Here is a 20,576-nt window from a genome sequence, read left to right on the forward strand (position 1 = left end):
AGATCATGAAGAAAGGAATTCACAATCTTAGCACGCTTCTTCCCTGAAGCATTTGATTAATTCTTTCCTTCAGATGATATCAACCTTTTAAGTTCTAAAAAAACTTCTTTGGTAATCTCGCCCTTTGCTAATCTCATCTTGAGTATCTGTTCGGGGTCGTTTTCGTTGTTAGGTGTATCTTTAATCCGGGACTTGGTCAATCCTGCAGCAAGGGTTGAAATAAAAGTGCCAGTAATTCCAACACCAACAAACATAGTAATAGTTCCTACTATTCTGCCCACGTCGGTAGTTGGATTGGGTCCGAAAGTAGCTGTTGATGTAGTTTGGATTGTCCACCAGAGGGCATCACCCATATTTTTTATTTGAGAATTGGGGGTTTTATGTTCTGCAGAATAAAACAAGAATGTTAAGATTATAAGAGTCAAAAAGAAGATTATAAACAGTTGCAATAGTACGTGCCCGCCCAGTATTTTTGATTTTTCCTCCAAATTAGGCGATAGCTTAAATGCATTTATCATCGCTAATCCTCTTAACATTACTCCTACTGTAATGATTCCATCAGGAATATCTGACCCTTGTGCAACCAAAGCAAACACTACAATTGGGATCATTCCAGGTATTTCATACCAATACTTGAACAGGAATCCTTTCCTATGTTTGGATACTTTTAATCTTCGACTAAAACTAAAAGCGAGAAGACAGACTACCAAGAAATCAAAGGAATAAATAATGCCCCCTGTGGCATTGGTGGGTAAAGTTAGAAGCATTCCAACAAGTACAATTAGATCCGCTATACTAAGCAGAACAATTAGAAGAGGTCCTATTTTCCTTTTCATGGCCAAGTAAAGGTACTGAAATTAATAAGACTTGCTCTTTTTCGCGTTAACTAATGGTAGCATGAACTAAATTTCTGACAGATTATTCAATATGATAACCGGTTTTGCGATATAGTGGCACCCAATCGGAATTGATATAAAACTATATAAGTTTACAAATCCATTTGGTTAGCTAATTGAAATCGTATGGCACAGATAACTCCCAAGGTCTACTCAATTGAAGGTATAACCCATCCTGATCCCCGCGGAAAGGTATTCCCTTACTTGTTTGTAGAAGATCAAAATGATTTGACATTGATCGATCCTTCTTTTCTTTCACAGTTACCAATACTTGAAGACTATCTGATCGACATTGGTTATAATATTAAGAATGTAAAACGTATAATCTTAACTCATGTCCACATGGATCATTCACAAGCCGCCAATGAAGTAAAAAGGAAATCTGGAGCTAAGATTTATTCCCATTGGATTGAGGCAAGATATCTGAGCCATAACCCACCCTATAGTGGTCCTCCTACCGCACAAGAAACAGTTAATAAATTAGAAAAGCTTGGAGTCTCAATGGAAGCATTGACAAAGGAATATGGTAGTTTCGATGTCGAACCTATTATGGTGGATGAGCAGATATCTGATGGTGATACGATTGGAAGTCTTAAGGTCATTCACACTCCAGGGCATACACCGGGACATATTTCACTTTACTATGAAGAGGATAAACTCCTTCTGGGAGCAGACAGTATATCCAAACATGTATTTGGAGCAGACGGTATGTATATTTCTGCACCTCAAGTATCGATAGATCCGGTTACTGCAATAGTGCCTGCACAGAGACTCTCCAAGGTCAATTTTGACAAGTTATTGATGGCCCATCAGGATTCTCTATTATTGGAAGGGGCAAGAGAGGCTGTTGAAACACTAGTTGTTCAAAGCATTCAAAAACTAAAGAGATAACGGATTTGATCTATTTATGTTACTTTTTTGGTTAATTCTGCAGATTTACATACACTTGCTAGTTATGCAATAAAGCAGACCGGGTAGTCTGTGGATCTGTGGATCAGACATATTATAATCTTTCATCTTTAGGGGTTTTACTATTGTCATGTTGGGATCGTGATAATCCATGAACTCTGGTTTCATCTGTTACTCCAATATAATATTAATCGTCATAAAGATCAATATACTTTTTTGTCTTACTTTTTTCAATTTTCATTAATTAGAATTTATTGTAGACCTACAAGTCAACTTGAAAATAAAGAAACAAAAGAACAAATGGAATATTATGTCTGAAGCCTGTTCATCTTGTGGATCATTCCAATAGAAAAATCATGTGAAGAAATTTAGCCCGAGTTATCTGTAAGATTATTACTATGGTTATAACAATGTCTATTTGCAAAAAAAGGAACTTTGTTAAATAATGATAAATCCTAGCCTTATGCTTTATTCTCTAGCGATCTTTATAGTAAGGATTATTTAGAGCAAATATGTTAGATTTGAATCGAGAAATCATATTTAATTTAGAATTGCGATGTGGATAATCCATCTAGCTAGTTTGATTTACAAGATACTATGAAGATAACTAAAACAAATAAAATGAAAAAGATTAAAGATATGTATTATTGTTGTCCTAGTGCGTTGTTTCCAGAATTTTCTTGGTTTTGGAAGTTGAAATTGTTTCCTGAGCCTATTGAATCTCCACCAGAAACTACTTGGCTGTTCTGCTTTGATGATTGGGATTGAACAATAGCCTGTGAAGCACTATTACCACCATCATCATCACCATCGTTGCTCTGTGCCAAAGCGTTGTTACCTTCGTTTTCTTGGTTTTGGAAGTTGAAATTGTTTCCAGAATCCTCAGTATCGCCACCAGAAACTACTTGGCTGTTCTGGATAGAGTGTTGAACTTGTGCTATAATTTGTGATGCACTATTACCATCATCATCATCGTTGTCATGGTGTTTTCCACCTGCAAATGCGAAGTTGTTAGAAAAGTTCATTCCAACTGGAGACACGGTCATTACAATTGCCATCGCTGTGACTACAGCCAAAATCGAGATTTGTTTCTTGTTGATATTGATATTGGTCAATTTGATAAATAACACTTAATATTATACGATATAACTTGTATCAAAAATCGTTAGGGTAAAATTATCGATAAGAATGTAATATAACAGTTTACTATTTTCTTGACAAACATAAGAATGGATTGAAAATAGCAAGACTGAACTCATGACTAATACGGCATAAATGGATGATGCTTACAAGGATGACACATTATCTCAGAATACTAAATTCAGTAATTACAATTTACAATGGTAACAATATAGCACAAAGGTCTACTTACCCATTGATTTTTCTTCTAATTCTAAACTGAAAACGACTGTTTTAAGTTTTGTAAAATAATTCTCAGATATTATTAAATAATTCGTTTTAATAATATACCTATGTTTCCAGATCCGACAGTGTTTCCAGATCCGAAAGAGTTTATTTCCGAATTTATTCTCCCATCCTTTAGAAAAATTCTAGTAACTCATGATGGAAAAGATAAATCAAATAAGGCAATTAATTATGCTATTTATTTATCAAAATTGTCAGGTGCCGAGATAACAATTCTACAAATCATTAATGATGTAAAAAAACAAGATAATGTGAATAATATTGAAGGTGACTTGATAGATTCAATGGAAGAGAAAATAAAGAAGATTAAACATGCTGGTTGTGAGAAAGTCTCATATAAATTTAAGACAGGTAACACCATAGATGAAATAGTTGATGAAATTAATGAAATGAATTATGACTTGGTTGTATTGACATCTTCTCATTTGAGTTCCTGGATGGAATCACTATTTAGTAATACTAGAAAGATAATTAGTAACATACACACTAGTGTTTTGATACCTCAATAAATAACATTATTAACAACTTCTCGAAAGAAACGGAAGTTTTTACTATCAGATCCCTCTGATTTCGGTTTGAGCAACGTATTGAATTATCTTAATAGTTTTCCAAATAAGCATTTAGACCAATTGGATATATACGATACAATTTATCTAAATCCAATTCCTTGCAAGTTTAAAGTATTAATTATTTGCTTCTAGCAAGATTCACTATTATACAAAATGTTTAATCCTATTTGTTATATTAACGAATGACAATCAAAATACCGTATCATTTAACATACAGGGTCACAATTCATTCAAACCATGGCTATAGTTAGTATCTCATTTCTAACAGCGCAGCAATTCTAGATGATCAAGAGTGATTTGATATCCAAGGATCAACCGCAATTTTTCTGTCATGTTCAAACTCCATTGGAAAGATCAAACTAATTTGCTCGTCCCCTTGTAAATTAAAAAATGTAGACAATTAATTATTTAATCAGAATGTTTGTTATTTTGATATCCAATAAAACAAGTTTGAATTTCATGGAAATTTTTCATATGTGAACGTATCATGAAAATTCAATGAATCCTCAGTCTAAAACTTTTTTTACTGTCGCACTAATCGCTTTTGGTCTCTTTAGTATGATTGAAATCAACATATATCAGTCGTCGTATGCAACAATTTGTTTTGATTGTCCTGATGCGAACTCTCATTTAGATGAAGCAAAGAAATCAATAGATAAAGGTGATTACAGTGGTGCAAAAAATCATATCGACCAGGCTAAGCAACTGATTGGACAACGTGATTCCACTAATCAGACTGATGCCTAGAATCAACCAATTCTACTTATGTTGCAGGTCGATGAAAAAAAACATAATCAATAACTGAATTATTAATTTACCCATTATTTCTATAGACTTTCTAAATAAGAATCATGTAATTATGAAATATAATTTGAGATGGCTCATATTGTAGATTAAGGAGATTACTTACATAGTGGATGATTAAACCTTTGTTACCTGTATCACTTCGAACAAGGGGTTCAATGAAATTCTATTACTACAAGGTATTTAATCTCCCACTAATTCGATCCAACCGTTGTTTGAATAAGTAATTTGCAAAATTCTCATGATTTGGTAGACTAATCAGGTCATAAGTTAGGATATTTTCTACCGCGTACATTGACTTGAATTATTGCAGGTGTTAATCATAAAGTAGTAAGGCATTAGTTGAACAAAGACTACGCCGATTACTGCGCCGGATTCTTATTCTTATTCTTATTCTTTCTTTCTTTTATATATTCGAAGAATAATGTTGACAACCCGCCAGCAAATCCTGCCATTATTAATGTTATCATCGAACCATAGGCCGACCAAAAGTTTTTTAATTCCTCTTGAAAAGTTAATGGTTCGATCACATTAACTGTGAAATTCCCGTTTTTGATTTCATATCCTTTAGTATCAATAAAAATTGGATATTTATTCTGAAACTCGATAAAATTTGAAGGAAAATTGGATCCAAATGAAATATTGGCCGTAACCGGAATAGTATGTATCCCTATTTTAGCATCTTCAGGTGCACTAATTCCGATTTGGATAGGTTCGGTAGTTGAACCTCCGATTGTGGAATTAGTAAGATTATCGTTTTGATTTATTAATTCAACGTTAAGAGATGTATAATTTTCAAGGTCGGATAGATCGGTAATGGCAGATATTTTCCCACTACTAGATAAAATTTGCAATCCTATAGTTTTTGTCTCACCCTTTCTTAATGTGATTTCTTCAGGTGAGGTAGATATTGTGAATGCATCATCAGGAATATTTATCCAATTGGTTAAATCGATTCCTATCGTCCCATCATTATACGATACTAAGTTATAAAACATCATTCTGTATGCTGGGCTGACAGAAATCTTTCCCATGTCGAGTGAAAATACTACATAATTATTATTCTTCCCTTCAAAGCTAGGATAACCAGTATAGTTTTGCCGCAAATCTATAATTTTATATTGACCTAGAGAAGAATATTCCAGTAACAGTTTGTTCCAATTTTGCAAGTTTAGTGAACTAGTGCTATTAATCCATTGGAGTTCTAACTGGTAGTCAACGCCTTCTTTACCAGTTGAAGAATCTCTGTCACCATCAATTAATATTCCATATGCTACAGAAGAGATATTATTGATGTCGTTCGAACTTAGTAGGTTATCACCAACCCACATTGTAGAATTTAATTGATTTATTTTTTCAAAAAATGCAACTCGTTGTACATCTAGTGCCGATGTCGAGAGGGTATTTAATGACCTATTCTGAACAACCTCTCCAGTTTCTAGACTTATTATTTTAACATCCTTCAAATCATCCATTATTTCTTTTCTTGGGATATCAGAATAAACGGAGCCAATGGATACTAGGATAGAACATAATAACAGGTATGGAATCAAACACACTAGAACAAGGATTACTGACTGCATCTTCTTAACAAACTTCAAGTTGACCAAAAAGTTATTTGTTTGTTGCTTGTAACTTACCGCTGAAATTCGACCCTGTGGTAATAAACCACAGGAAAGATATACACTATTTCAAGGATAACGAATGAGATTTGATTAATCTAGGTCCAATTCTTCCACCCTTTGGCTAAATATTAAAGAGAATTTGAGATCTCCATCATTCTCGTATATACTCCAACATAATAGCAAATAACCATATTGATGGGTATCAAGTGAATCGAATAAATATTAAAATGGATGGATGGTATAAAGATAACTATAATATGCTTCTTTTTTACTTTGCTTCGTTGTCTTTGTTTGTCATGCTTGCATTTTTTATAACAAACAACTTCATAAACAATAATTCAATCTTTGGAATTTCATTCCAGAAGGTTTGTTGTCAGCCTCTGCTTCTATCACCGATGGCCTCTTCGGGAAATAATCTCTATATCGTATGGCCGGATAATAAGACTGGAAATTGGGAATTATTTTTTACCAGAAGTGTGGATGGAGGACATACATTTGATATCCCAGTTAACATAAGTAATAACACTTCTTTTTCAGCCAATGCTACAATAATAGCTCATGAAAATCATGTTTCCATCTCATGGTGGGATAACAAAACCGGCGAAATACAACCATTTGTAAGATCAAGTCATAACAACGGCGAGAGTTTTGAGAATACATTGATGCTAAATACATCTTTCACTGGTTAGAACTCTCGAAGTATATTTATAAGAGGATCCCTAGATTAGTAATTTATAATATGAATCGGTTACTTCGATTTTACTTTTACCAAGGTTAAATGTCAATGCAAAAGGAAAATCTCTAACTGTAATCGTATTTATTATATTATTATCTTTGTCTATAACTACACTGAATCTGATTCTTTGTTTCCAAAGTTGCGATTCCAATACTATGGTTTATACCATGCCATCTGGAAAAGGTAATATTTGATTATCTAAATATCATTTTGTTTATTGTAATTAACACTACTTTACCTAATATAGGGTTAAAATACTACTAATGATATCATCAATAGTAACATATGAATAAACCCATTGATTAAGCTTTAACAAGGCAATATTGGTTCATATTATGTTACCATAAAATTGATGAGCATAAATATTATTGTAAATTTTAGCTCCTATTGAGCTGTTTTAGACATAAAATTAAAAGTAGTAGGCCTCGCCATGTTACTGAGATTTAAGAGAGGACATATCAATTGAGAAGCGATACTTTACATCTGCACGGGACAATCGCTCATAAGCCTCGTTTACCTTTTGGATCGGGATGATTTCCACATCAGCGGTAATGTTATGTTTGCTACAAAATTCGAGCATCTCCTGTGTTTCGGCAATACCTCCAATAAGCGAGCCAGAGAGGCTGCGACGATTGAATAAAAGACTTAAAGCAGAGACAGCATGAGGCTTGTCCGGAGCGCCAACGAGTGTGAGGTTGCCATCGGGGCGGAGTAATTGTAGGTACGCGTTAATATCGTGCTCTGCAGAAACGGTGTCGATTATAAAATCGAAACTGCCTACGTGCTTATTCATCTCATCGGTATTTTGCGAAACAACCGCTTCGTCTGCGCCTAAGGTCATTGCATCTTCTTTCTTCTTAAGTGAAGTAGTAAAAACTACGACATGGGCCCCAAGTGCATGAGCAAACTTTACGGCCATATGACCTAGTCCTCCAAGGCCTACTACCCCTACCTTTTTCCCCGTGGTAACACCCCAATGACGCATGGGAGAGTATGTAGTTATACCAGCGCATAAGAGAGGAGCGGTTCCAGCAAGATTCATGTTGGAAGGAACGTGTAGAACAAAGTGCTCTTTGACGACAATACTATCGGAATAGCCTCCATATGTGACACCTCCAAGGTGTATATCTGAAGAGTTGTAGGTCAGGGTCATGTGCGGACAGAACTGCTCCAGACCAGATTGGCAGTTGGGACATTCGCCATCAGAGTCGACCAAGCAGCCGACGGCAGCTAGGTCACCGGGTTTGAACTTTGTGACTGCGTTGCCAACCTTTGTGACTCGGCCAACAATCTCATGTCCAGGAACGCATGGATAAACGGTAGGCATTGCACTCCACTCATTACGAATTTGATGTAGGTCAGAGTGACAAATACCACAGAAAAGGATCTCGATCTGAACATCGTCATCACCAGGATCTCGTCTTGGGATCGATGTTGGGACAAGTTGAGATTTTGGGTCCGCGGCAGAGTAAGCCCTTGCTTCATACTGTCCACGTGATTGTGAACTAAATTGAGTAGTTGACATGGCAGTATGAATGAGGGTTGGATATAAATGGATTGGTGATCAGGGCTTCCATCTCCCCATAGACGTTACGTGCATTTTTGTCTTGACCGGGATAAGAAAAATAAAGCATTAATATTTCGCAAACGACCCTACATATATCAAAAATGCATCCTTGTGGACCATAATTAAGACTAGTAAATTAACAATCTAAATTCATTATCTAGTAGATTTTTGTTTGATATTGCAATCAAGCATAGGAAAGCGCATGGACCTTCCATCAGGAATCATCAATCGAACTGCTTTGTTGCATAATTCCTTATTCTCCGGTTATCATCATGATCATCATGTTATATTCTTCTAAAAATGTTATACAATGATACTTTTATCATGATCTCCTTTACCATGTTTTGAAACCTGTTTGCTGATGTGTATTCACCAAACATTCTCTTTATAGCTGAGAACACAGTTTCAGATATCCATCTCTGTCCGTATTTTCTTTTTGTCTTCCATTTCAACAGATCCTTTGCTTGTAACTTTACTTCGTTGTTCCTTAACCTATTGTTTTTAGGAGAAACAATAGAGTTCCTTCTTACCTTTATACCTGGATTGATCTTTTTGTCCTCAAGATACACAAAGTTTGGATTTGAATCATAGGCTCCATCAGCTAGTACCGATTTTATCTTTACAGTGTTTGGTTCTCTCGAATCCAAAACATGATTGACTAGTTTCTTTAGCATTTTCCCATCATGTACCTTCTCATCTGTCACTTCCAAAGCAATGATTTTCCTGGTCTTTATGTCTACAGCAACGTGGATCTTGAGATATCCTTTTCTATTTTGTGTATTCCATTTCTCATCCATCCACTGACCTCTGTTAGTAATCTTGATACCTGTACTGTCTATTGATATTATTAGGTCATCATCGTCATCCATCTTGTCTCTTTTAATATCGATGTTTAGCTTGTTGATTCGTTTACAGATGTGACCATAACTTGGTGGATTAGCAGGTAACCTTTTTCCTGTGGCCTTAATTATACCTTGGGTTTGTCTGTATGGTAGGTGAAATAAATAGCGAATGTAACCAATGGCCAAGATGAAAGAATCTGGAAATACAAATGGTTTACCCTTTTTGTTTATATTCATATTCTCTATCTCTGAACCCCAACCATCAAGGAAATCATACGAGAAGAGGATCTCACCGCGTTGAACTAATGAGCGATTGTAAGAGGGCCAGTCTATCACAAATAATCAATCTGTTCATTCCAGCTAAATATGTTGAGTTAGGCGACAAAGCACAATCGAACACTAATAGATCATTTATTGCTAGCAGTTGCAATTAGTACATCCCAAGGAAAATTAAGTAATCCAGTTTTATCTGTAAATTTATTAGCGTTTATTTTCAAATCCTCTTTAATAGTTGAAAGTTCATGTGTACCTTCTGACTCAATTGTAGAACGTATTGAATTTGCAGTGGAAGACATATAGTCAGACCAATACTCATCAAAAGTACCTGCCTTATAAAAATAAGTGTATTTCTTAACTGAAATATCATAAAAACATGCATTTTCTAATGTAATGTATGAATCGCCAGGATTACCAAATGTATGAACTGATGGAGATCCTTTTGGTCTAATATCAGGAATAGATTTTAAAATAGAATTCATAATACAGCTAAAATAAGGAACACATTCAGAAGTTCCGTGAACAGATATGACCAATTTTCCTCCCTTGATCAAAAGATCGTTTATCTGTTTAAGAACATGTACTGTATTTGGAAAAAACATCAGACCAAACTGACACAAGACCTTATTAAAAGAGGCTTTACGAAAGCCTAAATTCTCCGAATCCATTTCGACAAAAAATGACTTTTGGAATCTACGGGTTATCGATGATTTAGCTATTGAAAGGCGACTCTAGATATATCAGTTCCCACCAGAACGGCTCCATTATTAATATGATCATCATGGTGATTATCATAAATGCGTTTAATTACTTCATTTGCAACTGCACCTGTTCCGCAAGCTAAATCCAAAACTACGTCATTTTGATTTATTTGAGCTAGTTTAACTAATTCAATTGTTGATTTGAAAGGTCCTGTGTAAGTGCTGGCCCAATCCTCATAATATTTAGGAGCAACTGTATTCCAATTTAACCTTGTATTATTCTCATATTGAATGGGATCAAAAATATAATTAGTATAAGTCAAAGATCAATTACCTAATTCCCTTACTAATATTCGTGGAATAATAATTATCATTATGAATAATATTTTCTACTATCTTGAAATTAGTTTTTTCTCCCTCCTAACCACAAGAAGATATTAGAGTAGTATCTCTATTGTAAAGGACCTTGCCTAATCCTACTATATTAGCTAACTCATCTCAGCATCAACTCAAAACAACATGAGACTTAACCCGCGGGGTTCAGTAATTAAATAATATTAGTAAACCAGCAATAGATATTCATATCTTTATCAGGCACAATATAATGTAGTATAACGTGTCTTCCGATAATCAAGCAGGTCTAATTCTAGACTTGTACAAAATATATGATACTCATAGAGATTCCAGACTATGGTTTTTAGATGAATTAGATGCTATTAGTTACAAAGAGTACCATGAAAAATATTCTGGAACATCAAAAGAAAGATCGCATTTTGTTGCAGTGTGTGGATTTTTTGAATTGTCAGGGACATTTATTAGTCATGGTCTAATTTCCGCGGACATTTATTTTGATATTTTTAATCCTAGCCCATTTTGGCATAAGGCAAAACCCATAATAGATGGAATGAGAGAATCAAGGCCCCATATATACGAAAATTTTGAGAATCTAACTGAAAAGAGAACCAATTGGAAAAAGAAAAATCAGAAAATTTAGAATATGGTATAAGGTACGATCTAAACGTTTGCAGGAAATAAGATAAAGTCCTGCGAATAGGCCGGACAAAACAACAATCACATGATCGCAAAATAATCAAAACTATAATTCATTAATATTTTGCCTCATTTTTGATGCTACCGAACTAAATTAGATACACATTTACAACATGTGATCAAGTAGAGATTTTGATATATCACTAGGAACTCTTGTTTGCTTGAGCAAGAAATTTATTTATACTAGTTATAGATACCAATACGATCTATTAATGACAGAGAAAACTACTCTATTTGCTCTCAGAATTCCACTCTTAATGACTGCATTAATAATTCCAGCTTTATCCATGGGAATAAATCAATCCTATTCAGAGCAAACATTTGTGTATGTTTCTAATGGCGAAGATGGAGATATTACAGTCATGAAGCTGGATCCCGAAACAGGTGACATTAAAATAGTGGAAAAGGTGCCTGCTGGATCTAATGTAAAGCATATGGCTTTGAGTCCAGATCATCGATTCCTTTATGCCTCGGTTCGTTCAGAACCTTTTTCAGTGATTACATATTCTATCAATCGGGAAACTGGTAACCTAAATCAGCTATCTAAAGAATTATTACCTCATAACATGGCTTACATCTCAGTTGATCAATCGGGAAGGTATCTTTTTTCAGTATCATATACCGATGCTAAAATTGAGGTAAATCCAATAGGACTAGACGGGGTTGTGAAATCAGAGCCTGTTCAGGTAATTTCCACGGGTCCCAACCCCCATTCAATTCTAGTTGATCGATCAAATCAGTTTGTTTATGTACCTCATTTAGGTAACGCACAGATAAAGCAATTTTTGTTTAATGAAACCTCAGGAGTTCTTACACCAAATGACCCGGAGGCGGTATACACTCAAGATGATTCTGGACCAAGACATATTGATTTCTCACCAGATAACAGATTTGTGTATGTATCGAATGAAATGGACGGTATGGTTTATTCCTATAAGATAGACAACGAGACAGGGATTTTAGATGAAATACAAAGAATTTCAGCAATACCTCGAAACCTAAGCCCTGAACCATCAACTCCTGCAGATGGAGATGGAGATGGGGCGCAAGAAACAGAAGATGAAGTTACTACTTTTGGAGTTGCAGATATTCACATTACGCCTAATGGTGAATGGCTTTACGTAAGTGTAAGAGCTACTAATACAATTACTGCCTTTGGTGTTGACCCTCACTCAGGGAATTTGACATACATTGGAAGTTATGATACTGAAAAAATACCTCGCGGTATTAACATTGATCCTAGAGGTAAATTTGTGATTGCAGCGGGGCAAGAGTCAGGTTATATATCTATACATGCAATTAACGAAGAAACTGGTGAACTAAAATTTTTGAATAGATATGAGGTAGGCAGAGATCCCAACTGGATTGAATCTGTTGAATTTAAGTAAGAGAATATTACAGTAAAATGGATTCTAGGAAAAGTCCCAGCATAATCAGCAGGTAAATCAGCTCTAGATGGTTCATCGGCCAAAGCCCACCATACTAACGGCATATTCGAACCAAAGATAAAACCAAAGGGACTTTAAAAGTTAAATGGTACAGAGTTAAAAATAGAATGGCAAGTAAACCCTATATCTTTTTTTGGGCTATTGTAAATTACCGTTTCCAAGCGACTTCCTATTATAGTAACTGATTTGAATAGATTTTTTGCAAAAAAAGGGGAAATAAAAGGAAAAAATTCGATGAGTTAGATATCTAAGATATTTGTTCTAACTTACTAAAATCCCCAAAAGTAACTATTGAACCTGGTGTAATAAGCTCCATAAAGTCCTTATACATTTCATCACCACTTTTATCACCTTCCATTGCCTTCATAAATTCCTGTACATGCTTGGCATCTCTATATGACTGGATTTCAAGCCACACATCCTCATCATCATTAGCAGAAATAGTCTTTGATAAGTTTACAAAATCCATCATGTTTTCTCTTGAATTGAGATTAAAGACTTCAAATTTTGATACTCCGTGTTTCATAAAAAAATCATGAGAGTGCTTGTTTATCTTTACTAAAGCATCATGATTTTTCTTTGGGGAGCGGTATAGGAAAATGGCTACCTGAGCCTGAGAACCTTTTTGGTTTGCAGAATTATCCAAATTACTCATAAGATTGGTAAAGTAATATGATATAAAAATAGTTAAGGGATCAAAAGTATATTGGTACTTGATAGATTATCTCAATGTTTGTTTGAACTGTGGTTTTTAATTTAATTTATGATGATACCTTGGATAGGATCTAATATTAAGGACAAATACACCCTATATCCATTCTGGACGAATTATGAAACCTTAACAAATGCCTCCAAAAATTATTGTCGACCTATACCTTAGTACCAAATAGATATGGTTTCTATTATTATTTATTTTATGCTTACCATGCTTTCTCACAGGACCACATTCAATTAGGGACAAGTCGATTCCATGTAATACACAACATCATTGCATTATTTGTATTTGTTTTGTGGAGGCCATAGTCTTATTTTATTGAGGCAGAACAGCATCCTGATCTCTAGACAACTAATTATGTTGGCATTTTTGGAACATCTTACCCGTTCTGTGAGAGTATTATGTGTTATTACAATGAGTACCATATTCAGGGTGGGAGACTTCTATGTGATGGTCAAATTTCACTTAATCGACATTAATAAGAGATTTGATAAAAAATCTATTTGGAAATATTTTCTAAATTCTTCTTCTGTAGGAACAAATAAAGTTCTTCATTTTCATCCTTAAGTTTAGAGTAAGAAATTGGCTTGAATCCTTTATTGCCCTTAATTATACCATATATCTTGATTCTAGGTTCAAAATCTAATTTCTTTAGATGACTACATTGGTATAACCATTTTTCCATCGTTTTGGCAGTTTCTGCTTCTGAGATATGTTTAACATTCAGTAGGTACGGACTAATAATTCGCCACAAGCAGTATTTTCTTTGATCGTCTATAGGAATTTGTAAAAGCCGTTCAATCCATTCAATTCTAAAGCTAGATTTGTCTTGATGATGACTCTCTCCTGTGCCAAGGTATCTAGTTCTATTTTTTTTAGTAGGATTGGACCTATTAGAAGATGAATTGTTCAGATTAATCTCTTGTCTTATTAACCATATCAAAAATTCGTGCGTGATGGCATCACCGTCAATTCTTTTTCCATCCCATTTCTGAAGGATTCTTACTTTGGAGTCCTCCAAGCTTAATCCTCTATTCAGACATTTGGAATTAAAAGTATCAGGGATCCTAATTAAACAAGTTTTGTATTTCGGTCGATGGTTGGGATCGGCCCTTCCACTTGTGAAAAAATCTTCTGCATATTGCATGAAGGCTTCAGATACAAAGTACTGTGAATATTTTCCCTTCAAAGAAAATAACTTTGGAAACTTATCCTTAGAAAAAACATACTCATTGTCCAGAACTGAAACGTTTATAGGCAGGTAAATATGATAACCATTCCCAGTCCAAGAAAGTGTCGGATGTGAACCATGCATTTGTTCCATTTTTCTCAAAGTACTGTTTTTTACTTTATTCAATTTGTTAATATCATTATCAAAATTGCCTAGATCCAAGTCAACAAAGACAAAGTTTGGCGCTTGAATTAGCATGCCTTCCTTCACTATAGTTTCAGGATACGCATTAATGCGACAATCTTTAAAGTCAGATTGCTCACAACGTTTCAAGATTTCTTGTTTTGTATTTACGGTAAACTGTCCATTTGATCTAAAGGTCATCATTTTACAAGGAAATTGGCCAGAGGAACTATCGAAATGTGACAAAATGAAATCTATTGGAGGGTTAGGAATATTGTCTTTACCCACTATATTCATATCATAATTGTGAATCAATCTTTCGTCGACATTAACAATACAATCCAGTTAGTTTGAGCAAACTTTATTGGAGTATAGGAAATGTACATGTTTTTGCCATTTACTTTCTCTACCAATATCCCTGATTCACCATTTTTGGCATTTTGAAAACTTTGAAGCTCCTTATACAATTCCATGTTTTTGTTGTCAGAGGACGAATCAGCTATTTCTGTACCGTTGCTATCTATTATTACAAACCTCTTATTACTATCCTCTGGTAGCATTGCTGATTTCACCAGATCATTGAAGTAGGTATAGTTCAAACCTAACACTTGCACTCCTATCAATGTATTATTGTTTTTCGCATCTGAATAAATTGGGTTCGCAAGTATCGCAAGTGGTTCACCTGTAGATACTGCATTTAATGTATTACTCAAGTATGGTTGATTTGTTTCCACGGCACCAATAAAGTGATCCCTATACGCAAAGTTGGTTATAGAACTATTAGTTTGATATGGTGAGTATGGTTCACCAAAATAGCGATCTCCATTTGGTAACAGCAACCCTACATATAGTAAAGCCTTGTTAGTAGCCAGTAGTTTTTTAGCTTCATTTCTCTTTTCTAGGTCTAGGTCGCTAGGGATCCCATGATATTTCATTTTCATTTCACTTGTAATATTTACCATAGGCATGTTTCCAAAAGAATTAGAGCCGTTCATTGAGGCTTCTGCTATATCCATTAAATCCGATATGGTATTATTCAGACTTTGAGAAAGAGTATGAAGATCCAGCTGTTTCAATAATGTAAGGTTTGTAGTAATGGAAAATTGTGATTGATTTGTATTACTATTATTTTGGTTTTCATTCATTACTGAATACGTGCTCATGGAAGGAATGAACATGAATGTTATGGCAGAAATTCCGATTATCAGAAACAAGACAGGTATTACCATCAAACCTAATCCTTTTACCATCATCTATAAAATATCCTTGTTATTAATAAGAATTGTCACTTTATCCAGAATTGCCGGTTTGTATTGAAATAACCATAGATTTTGACTAATTAGTCAAATATCACACAAGATATTGTACTTGAGATAAATGTAGAATATTTTGGATAAGGGACAATAAACTATTAAAGGAAATTACACCCACATTTCGGTTACACACTAGACAACAAATTGAGTATATTCCAATTGTCAGATGAAAATATTAACCATTCAATATCAAATGACTAAATGCCATTATGGTGGAAAAAATTGAAATATCATCTATATTCGTGTATGCCATTTGAAACAGATGTTTGAGCGATATAAACTTCAATATCATAGTAGAATTATTCAGCTATTTTCATAGTAAAAAATCCGGGTATACCTTAAATCCGACAATGCAAATAAATGTCATATGACTAAAATAATTAAACTTCAAGTCATATCGCCGTCTAACGCAGAGAAAAGGACAATTTTTAGTAGTGATGATAAGGATGCGTTAGTCAAAGGGGTCGAACTGGAATCCCACGTTTGTGGCTGCTGTGGATTTGTTTTAGCAGAAAATGTAATGACATACAATTATCACAATATAATATTACAATGCCCCAATTGTAAATCCTATAACGAGGCACCAAAAAATTAAAAATTCGGTCACATAACTTTTGCAAAATATATCAAAAAATTTATCAACCTAACATATTATGCAAATAGAGAGCATATTTGCATGCTACCGGCTAGTTTGGCATGTTTTCTAGTTTAACTTTCTTATTTTAAGAGAAGAAATTAGTGTGAGAGATTAGCTGTCTCCATCCACATGAGTTTTGTATGTTTTTTTGTTTATAACAAATAGATAATCTAGTAAGACCTGCATTGAGTATAAACATGAAACAAAATATGAAAATCAACCAATTTGCTATCATTTCATCGAACTTTATTGCCTTTGGTTCAAATATATTTATGGATACTGAAAATATAAGATGTATCTTAAATTTACAGTTCCAATTTAGATCATATATAAAAAATCTTCCAGGTTCAAACTATTTGTAATTATTGACAAGAATAGGAAAATGACAGATTATATTGATAGGGGGTGAAATTAAAAGAGTGGACATCAAGAATCCTTTTGACTCCCCCAGCTCTGCAAACCCAGAAAGAGACAGGTGTCCTATTGATTTTGTATTTTGTAATATTTGTTCGACTGCTATCTATGTGGAAGACTTGCAGGATGAAGATATTATATGCGTAGATTGTAAAGCAGAGGTTGAATATTTAAGATCAATACTATTAGATAATAAGAAACATTATAACCTGAACTATTTTCTGCTAAGTTTTATTTGGGCGTGTATGTTTCTTTAAAGCTCTAATGTTAATGCCATTGAATCAATTCTAGTAATCTTAAGCAAATTAAACTCCTAACCTTTGAAAAGCTTTATCCATGCTTTTTCTACGTTGGTAATCAGAGTCTTTGCTTATCATATACTGAATTTAAGACCCAAATTTCTTGTTCAATTTTCCCCTCCCCCCACCATCCTTCCACAGCCTCCATCACAGTCTTTGAAATTATGGATCAATCTGTGAATCAATTGGTTACTAAAACGTCCAATAGTCTTCCTTCTTATTGCGATCTGTAATTTACTAAAATTATCAACTTTGTTGTGAGCTAAGTGTTACTGATATTCTTAATATTCACATAATATTGATAACAATTCCAAATTTGTTTAAGGCAACAACCATAGAATATACGTGATTTTTTATGTTTTTACCTTGTTTTCAAACTTGAAACCATTGTTGTATATCTATATTGCGAACCAAATTTCATCTAATCACGCAAACATCTCATAATTGATCAGAATGTCAAAAGAATTAAAATGAATTTGCAAGTTGATACGTTTAGTGATTAGTTTTATCCAAAAATATCTCCATTCAATATGGGATTGCAAAGTTGAACGATTAATCATATTATATACAGAATAAAACAAATAAGACTCATGAAAGGGGAACCGTCCTTCTTTGGCCAAATCTTGGTAGCGATCGCAATCATAACTATGGCTGGATTGACAGGCTTTATCACTGGTCAAAAGTTACAAATTTCAAATTCGATATCAGCTAGCGGCCAGGTAGAATCTATTAGTAATAATGAATCAACACTGCCTGATAGTAATTCTGAGTCTGTATCGATTGATAAAGTCAACACAAAAAAAGTCATTGTGGGAGATATAGAAATGGCATACAAGACTTTTGGAAGAGGAGAGCCAATCATACTCATTAGCGGTAGCGGGAATGTAATGGATGTCTGGCCCTCACATTTTCTGAATGAATTGGCTAAAAGTCATAAGGTAACTATCTTTGATAATCGAGGTGTTGGGAATTCTACAGAGGGAACAAAACCTTTCTCCGTAAGACAATTTGCAAATGATACTGTTGGTTTAATGAATGCTCTAGGAATACAAAAAGCTGACGTGCTTGGATTTTCCATGGGTTCTTTTGTTGCTCAACAGTTGGTTATTACTTACCCAGAAAAGATAAACAGATTAGTATTGTATGGTTCATCATGTGGCGGGCATGAAGGCATTCCTCAAAATCCCAAAGTGATTAGTATATTAACGGATTTTGTAAATAATCGCACGAAAGATGCCTCTGCCTTCTTAGAAGTTACATTTCCACTCCAATGGATCAAAGAAAATCCAAATTTTTTAGAATCGATTCCAAAGACCTCTGAAACTATCCTTTCCTCTACAGTAAAAAAACAGTTTGAGATAAATGAGCATTGGCTTTCTACTTATTGGTCTGGAATCTGCGATTTACTCCAAAAAGTGACTAAACCCAGTTTAATCATAACGGGTATCGAAGATGAAGCGGTTCCTTCTGGAAACTCACTAATTCTTGTAGATAAGATCCCAGGATCATGGCTTGTCCAAATCGAAGGTGCTGGACATGGCTTGATGTATCAATATCCCAAAACCTTTACCGAAATCGTTGAAACATTTTTGAATGTATCAGAAACAATAAGGTAACAATCAGACAAGCCTACCTTTTCTCGGACCATCCTCTAACATTGGCCAGTATTGAATTCTCGTGAATGTGTTTGTTATGATTATTAACTTTCTTGAAATATGTATTTCATTATGCTTTGTTGCATAATTCCTTATTCTCCGGTTATCATCATGATCATCATGTTATATTCTTCTAAAAATGTTATACAATGATACTTTTATCATGATCTCCTTTACCATGTTTTGAAACCTGTTTGCTGATGTGTATTCACCAAACATTCTCTTTATAGCTGAGAACACAGTTTCAGATATCCATCTCTGTCCGTATTTTCTTTTTGTCTTCCATTTCAACAGATCCTTTGCTTGTAACTTTACTTCGTTGTTCCTTAACCTATTGTTTTTAGGAGAAACAATAGAGTTCCTTCTTACCTTTATACCTGGATTGATCTTTTTGTCCTCAAGATACACAAAGTTTGGATTTGAATCATAGGCTCCATCAGCTAGTACCGATTTTATCTTTACAGTGTTTGGTTCTCTCGAATCCAAAACATGATTGACTAGTTTCTTTAGCATTTTCCCATCATGTACCTTCTCATCTGTCACTTCCAAAGCAATGATTTTCCTGGTCTTTATGTCTACAGCAACGTGGATCTTGAGATATCCTTTTCTATTTTGTGTATTCCATTTCTCATCCATCCACTGACCTCTGTTAGTAATCTTGATACCTGTACTGTCTATTGATATTATTAGGTCATCATCGTCATCCATCTTGTCTCTTTTAATATCGATGTTTAGCTTGTTGATTCGTTTACAGATGTGACCATAACTTGGTGGATTAGCAGGTAACCTTTTTCCTGTGGCCTTAATTATACCTTGGGTTTGTCTGTATGGTAGGTGAAATAAATAGCGAATGTAACCAATGGCCAAGATGAAAGAATCTGGAAATACAAATGGTTTACCCTTTTTGTTTATATTCATATTCTCTATCTCTGAACCCCAACCATCAAGGAAATCATACGAGAAGAGGATCTCACCGCGTTGAACTAATGAGCGATTGTAAGAGGGCCAGTCTATCACAAATAATCAATCTGTTCATTCCAGCTAAATATGTTGAGTTAGGCGACAAAGCATTTCATTATGCTGACAAAATTTAATTCCAGATTTGGTCAATAAAGTAGGAAACCTATGTTGAGTATTTTCCCTGTGGATGAGATAAGTAGTCATTACTGACTTTCATACCACTTTTTTTCTTACCTCATAAGATTTTGATTAGCTATTCTGTTAGAAAAATAATTCATCAACAAAGTATCAATGCTTTAAAAAAGGTTACCTAAACGACATTTTCAACACTTAGATAAATTGTCCTAATGCTTTGTGACACAATCTCATGGATCAGAATTC

The 20,576-nt window shown here is 34.4% G+C and carries 20 protein-coding genes; 9 read left to right on the top strand and 11 right to left on the bottom strand.

The window, feature by feature from the left end; all coding sequences use genetic code 11:
* Window positions 1-56: 56 nt before the first annotated feature.
* The gene (locus tag NMY3_RS15375; RefSeq protein ID WP_196816688.1) at window positions 57-836 is read right to left on the bottom strand and encodes an ion channel; all 780 of its coding nucleotides are present in this window, start codon (window positions 834-836) and stop codon (window positions 57-59) included.
* Between the two features lie 186 nt (window positions 837-1,022).
* Here NMY3_RS15375 and NMY3_RS15380 point away from each other — a divergent pair, with 186 nt between their 5' ends.
* The gene (locus NMY3_RS15380) at window positions 1,023-1,787 is read left to right on the top strand and encodes an MBL fold metallo-hydrolase (RefSeq protein WP_196816689.1); all 765 of its coding nucleotides are present in this window, start codon (window positions 1,023-1,025) and stop codon (window positions 1,785-1,787) included.
* Window positions 1,788-2,449: 662 nt separating this feature from the next.
* On the opposite strand, the gene NMY3_RS15385 is transcribed toward NMY3_RS15380, so the two are convergent.
* A complete protein-coding gene (locus NMY3_RS15385; protein ID WP_196816690.1) occupies window positions 2,450-2,920 on the bottom strand; it encodes a hypothetical protein in 471 nt (156 codons plus the stop codon).
* A 357-nt stretch (window positions 2,921-3,277) separates the two neighbouring features.
* Between NMY3_RS15385 and NMY3_RS15390 the strand changes: the two genes are divergently transcribed.
* On the top strand, window positions 3,278-3,739 hold the full coding sequence (locus tag NMY3_RS15390; protein WP_196816691.1) for a universal stress protein: 462 nt from the start codon (window positions 3,278-3,280) through the stop codon (window positions 3,737-3,739).
* 558 nt (window positions 3,740-4,297) lie between these two features.
* Complete coding sequence (locus tag NMY3_RS15395) at window positions 4,298-4,546, top strand: hypothetical protein (protein ID WP_196816692.1); 249 nt, start codon at window positions 4,298-4,300, stop codon at window positions 4,544-4,546.
* 419 nt (window positions 4,547-4,965) lie between these two features.
* Here NMY3_RS15395 and NMY3_RS15400 read toward each other — a convergent pair whose 3' ends face one another.
* Window positions 4,966-6,186, bottom strand: coding sequence for a hypothetical protein (locus NMY3_RS15400; protein ID WP_196816693.1), 1,221 nt, complete (start codon window positions 6,184-6,186; stop codon window positions 4,966-4,968).
* Between the two features lie 248 nt (window positions 6,187-6,434).
* Between NMY3_RS15400 and NMY3_RS15405 the strand changes: the two genes are divergently transcribed.
* Complete coding sequence (locus tag NMY3_RS15405; protein ID WP_196816694.1) at window positions 6,435-6,917, top strand: hypothetical protein; 483 nt, start codon at window positions 6,435-6,437, stop codon at window positions 6,915-6,917.
* Between the two features lie 480 nt (window positions 6,918-7,397).
* Here NMY3_RS15405 and NMY3_RS15410 read toward each other — a convergent pair whose 3' ends face one another.
* From NMY3_RS15410 to NMY3_RS15425, 4 genes are all read right to left on the bottom strand, one after another.
* Window positions 7,398-8,489, bottom strand: coding sequence for an NAD(P)-dependent alcohol dehydrogenase (locus NMY3_RS15410; RefSeq protein WP_196816695.1), 1,092 nt, complete (start codon window positions 8,487-8,489; stop codon window positions 7,398-7,400).
* Window positions 8,490-8,815: 326 nt separating this feature from the next.
* The gene (locus NMY3_RS15415) at window positions 8,816-9,709 is read right to left on the bottom strand and encodes an IS5-like element ISThar1 family transposase (protein WP_196815659.1); all 894 of its coding nucleotides are present in this window, start codon (window positions 9,707-9,709) and stop codon (window positions 8,816-8,818) included.
* Window positions 9,710-9,780: 71 nt separating this feature from the next.
* A complete protein-coding gene (locus tag NMY3_RS15420) occupies window positions 9,781-10,368 on the bottom strand; it encodes a methyltransferase domain-containing protein (protein ID WP_196818606.1) in 588 nt (195 codons plus the stop codon).
* Entirely contained in the window at window positions 10,365-10,673 is a 309-nt protein-coding gene (locus NMY3_RS15425) for a hypothetical protein (protein WP_196816696.1), read from the bottom strand. Before NMY3_RS15425 ends, NMY3_RS15420 begins: the two co-directional genes overlap by 4 nt.
* Window positions 10,674-10,966: 293 nt before the next feature.
* Between NMY3_RS15425 and NMY3_RS15430 the strand changes: the two genes are divergently transcribed.
* Both NMY3_RS15430 and NMY3_RS15435 read left to right on the top strand, forming a co-directional pair.
* On the top strand, window positions 10,967-11,344 hold the full coding sequence (locus NMY3_RS15430) for a DUF4760 domain-containing protein (RefSeq protein WP_196816697.1): 378 nt from the start codon (window positions 10,967-10,969) through the stop codon (window positions 11,342-11,344).
* A 217-nt stretch (window positions 11,345-11,561) separates the two neighbouring features.
* Entirely contained in the window at window positions 11,562-12,788 is a 1,227-nt protein-coding gene (locus NMY3_RS15435; protein ID WP_196816698.1) for a lactonase family protein, read from the top strand.
* A gap of 307 nt (window positions 12,789-13,095) precedes the next feature.
* On the opposite strand, the gene NMY3_RS15440 is transcribed toward NMY3_RS15435, so the two are convergent.
* From NMY3_RS15440 to NMY3_RS15450, 3 genes are all read right to left on the bottom strand, one after another.
* Window positions 13,096-13,503, bottom strand: a complete 408-nt coding sequence (locus NMY3_RS15440; RefSeq protein WP_196816699.1) for a DUF1428 family protein — start codon at window positions 13,501-13,503, stop codon at window positions 13,096-13,098.
* A 559-nt stretch (window positions 13,504-14,062) separates the two neighbouring features.
* A complete protein-coding gene (gene priX / locus NMY3_RS15445; protein ID WP_196816700.1) occupies window positions 14,063-15,205 on the bottom strand; it encodes a DNA primase noncatalytic subunit PriX in 1,143 nt (380 codons plus the stop codon).
* Window positions 15,206-15,228: 23 nt separating this feature from the next.
* Complete coding sequence (locus tag NMY3_RS15450; protein ID WP_196816701.1) at window positions 15,229-16,170, bottom strand: cache domain-containing protein; 942 nt, start codon at window positions 16,168-16,170, stop codon at window positions 15,229-15,231.
* A 427-nt stretch (window positions 16,171-16,597) separates the two neighbouring features.
* Between NMY3_RS15450 and NMY3_RS15455 the strand changes: the two genes are divergently transcribed.
* The 3 genes from NMY3_RS15455 to NMY3_RS15465 all read left to right on the top strand — a co-directional run bounded on the left by NMY3_RS15455 (window position 16,598) and on the right by NMY3_RS15465 (window position 19,196).
* On the top strand, window positions 16,598-16,825 hold the full coding sequence (locus NMY3_RS15455) for a hypothetical protein (RefSeq protein ID WP_196816702.1): 228 nt from the start codon (window positions 16,598-16,600) through the stop codon (window positions 16,823-16,825).
* A 461-nt stretch (window positions 16,826-17,286) separates the two neighbouring features.
* Window positions 17,287-17,538: a hypothetical protein gene (locus NMY3_RS15460; RefSeq protein ID WP_196816703.1), complete on the top strand. Its 252-nt coding sequence runs from the start codon at window positions 17,287-17,289 to the stop codon at window positions 17,536-17,538.
* Window positions 17,539-18,170: 632 nt separating this feature from the next.
* The gene (locus NMY3_RS15465; RefSeq protein WP_196816704.1) at window positions 18,171-19,196 is read left to right on the top strand and encodes an alpha/beta fold hydrolase; all 1,026 of its coding nucleotides are present in this window, start codon (window positions 18,171-18,173) and stop codon (window positions 19,194-19,196) included.
* Window positions 19,197-19,358: 162 nt separating this feature from the next.
* On the opposite strand, the gene NMY3_RS15470 is transcribed toward NMY3_RS15465, so the two are convergent.
* Window positions 19,359-20,252, bottom strand: a complete 894-nt coding sequence (locus NMY3_RS15470) for an IS5-like element ISThar1 family transposase (protein WP_196815659.1) — start codon at window positions 20,250-20,252, stop codon at window positions 19,359-19,361.
* Between the last annotated feature and the right edge of the window lie 324 nt (window positions 20,253-20,576).

Source organism: Candidatus Nitrosocosmicus oleophilus, assembly GCF_000802205.1.
Classification (GTDB): domain Archaea; phylum Thermoproteota; class Nitrososphaeria; order Nitrososphaerales; family Nitrososphaeraceae; genus Nitrosocosmicus; species Nitrosocosmicus oleophilus.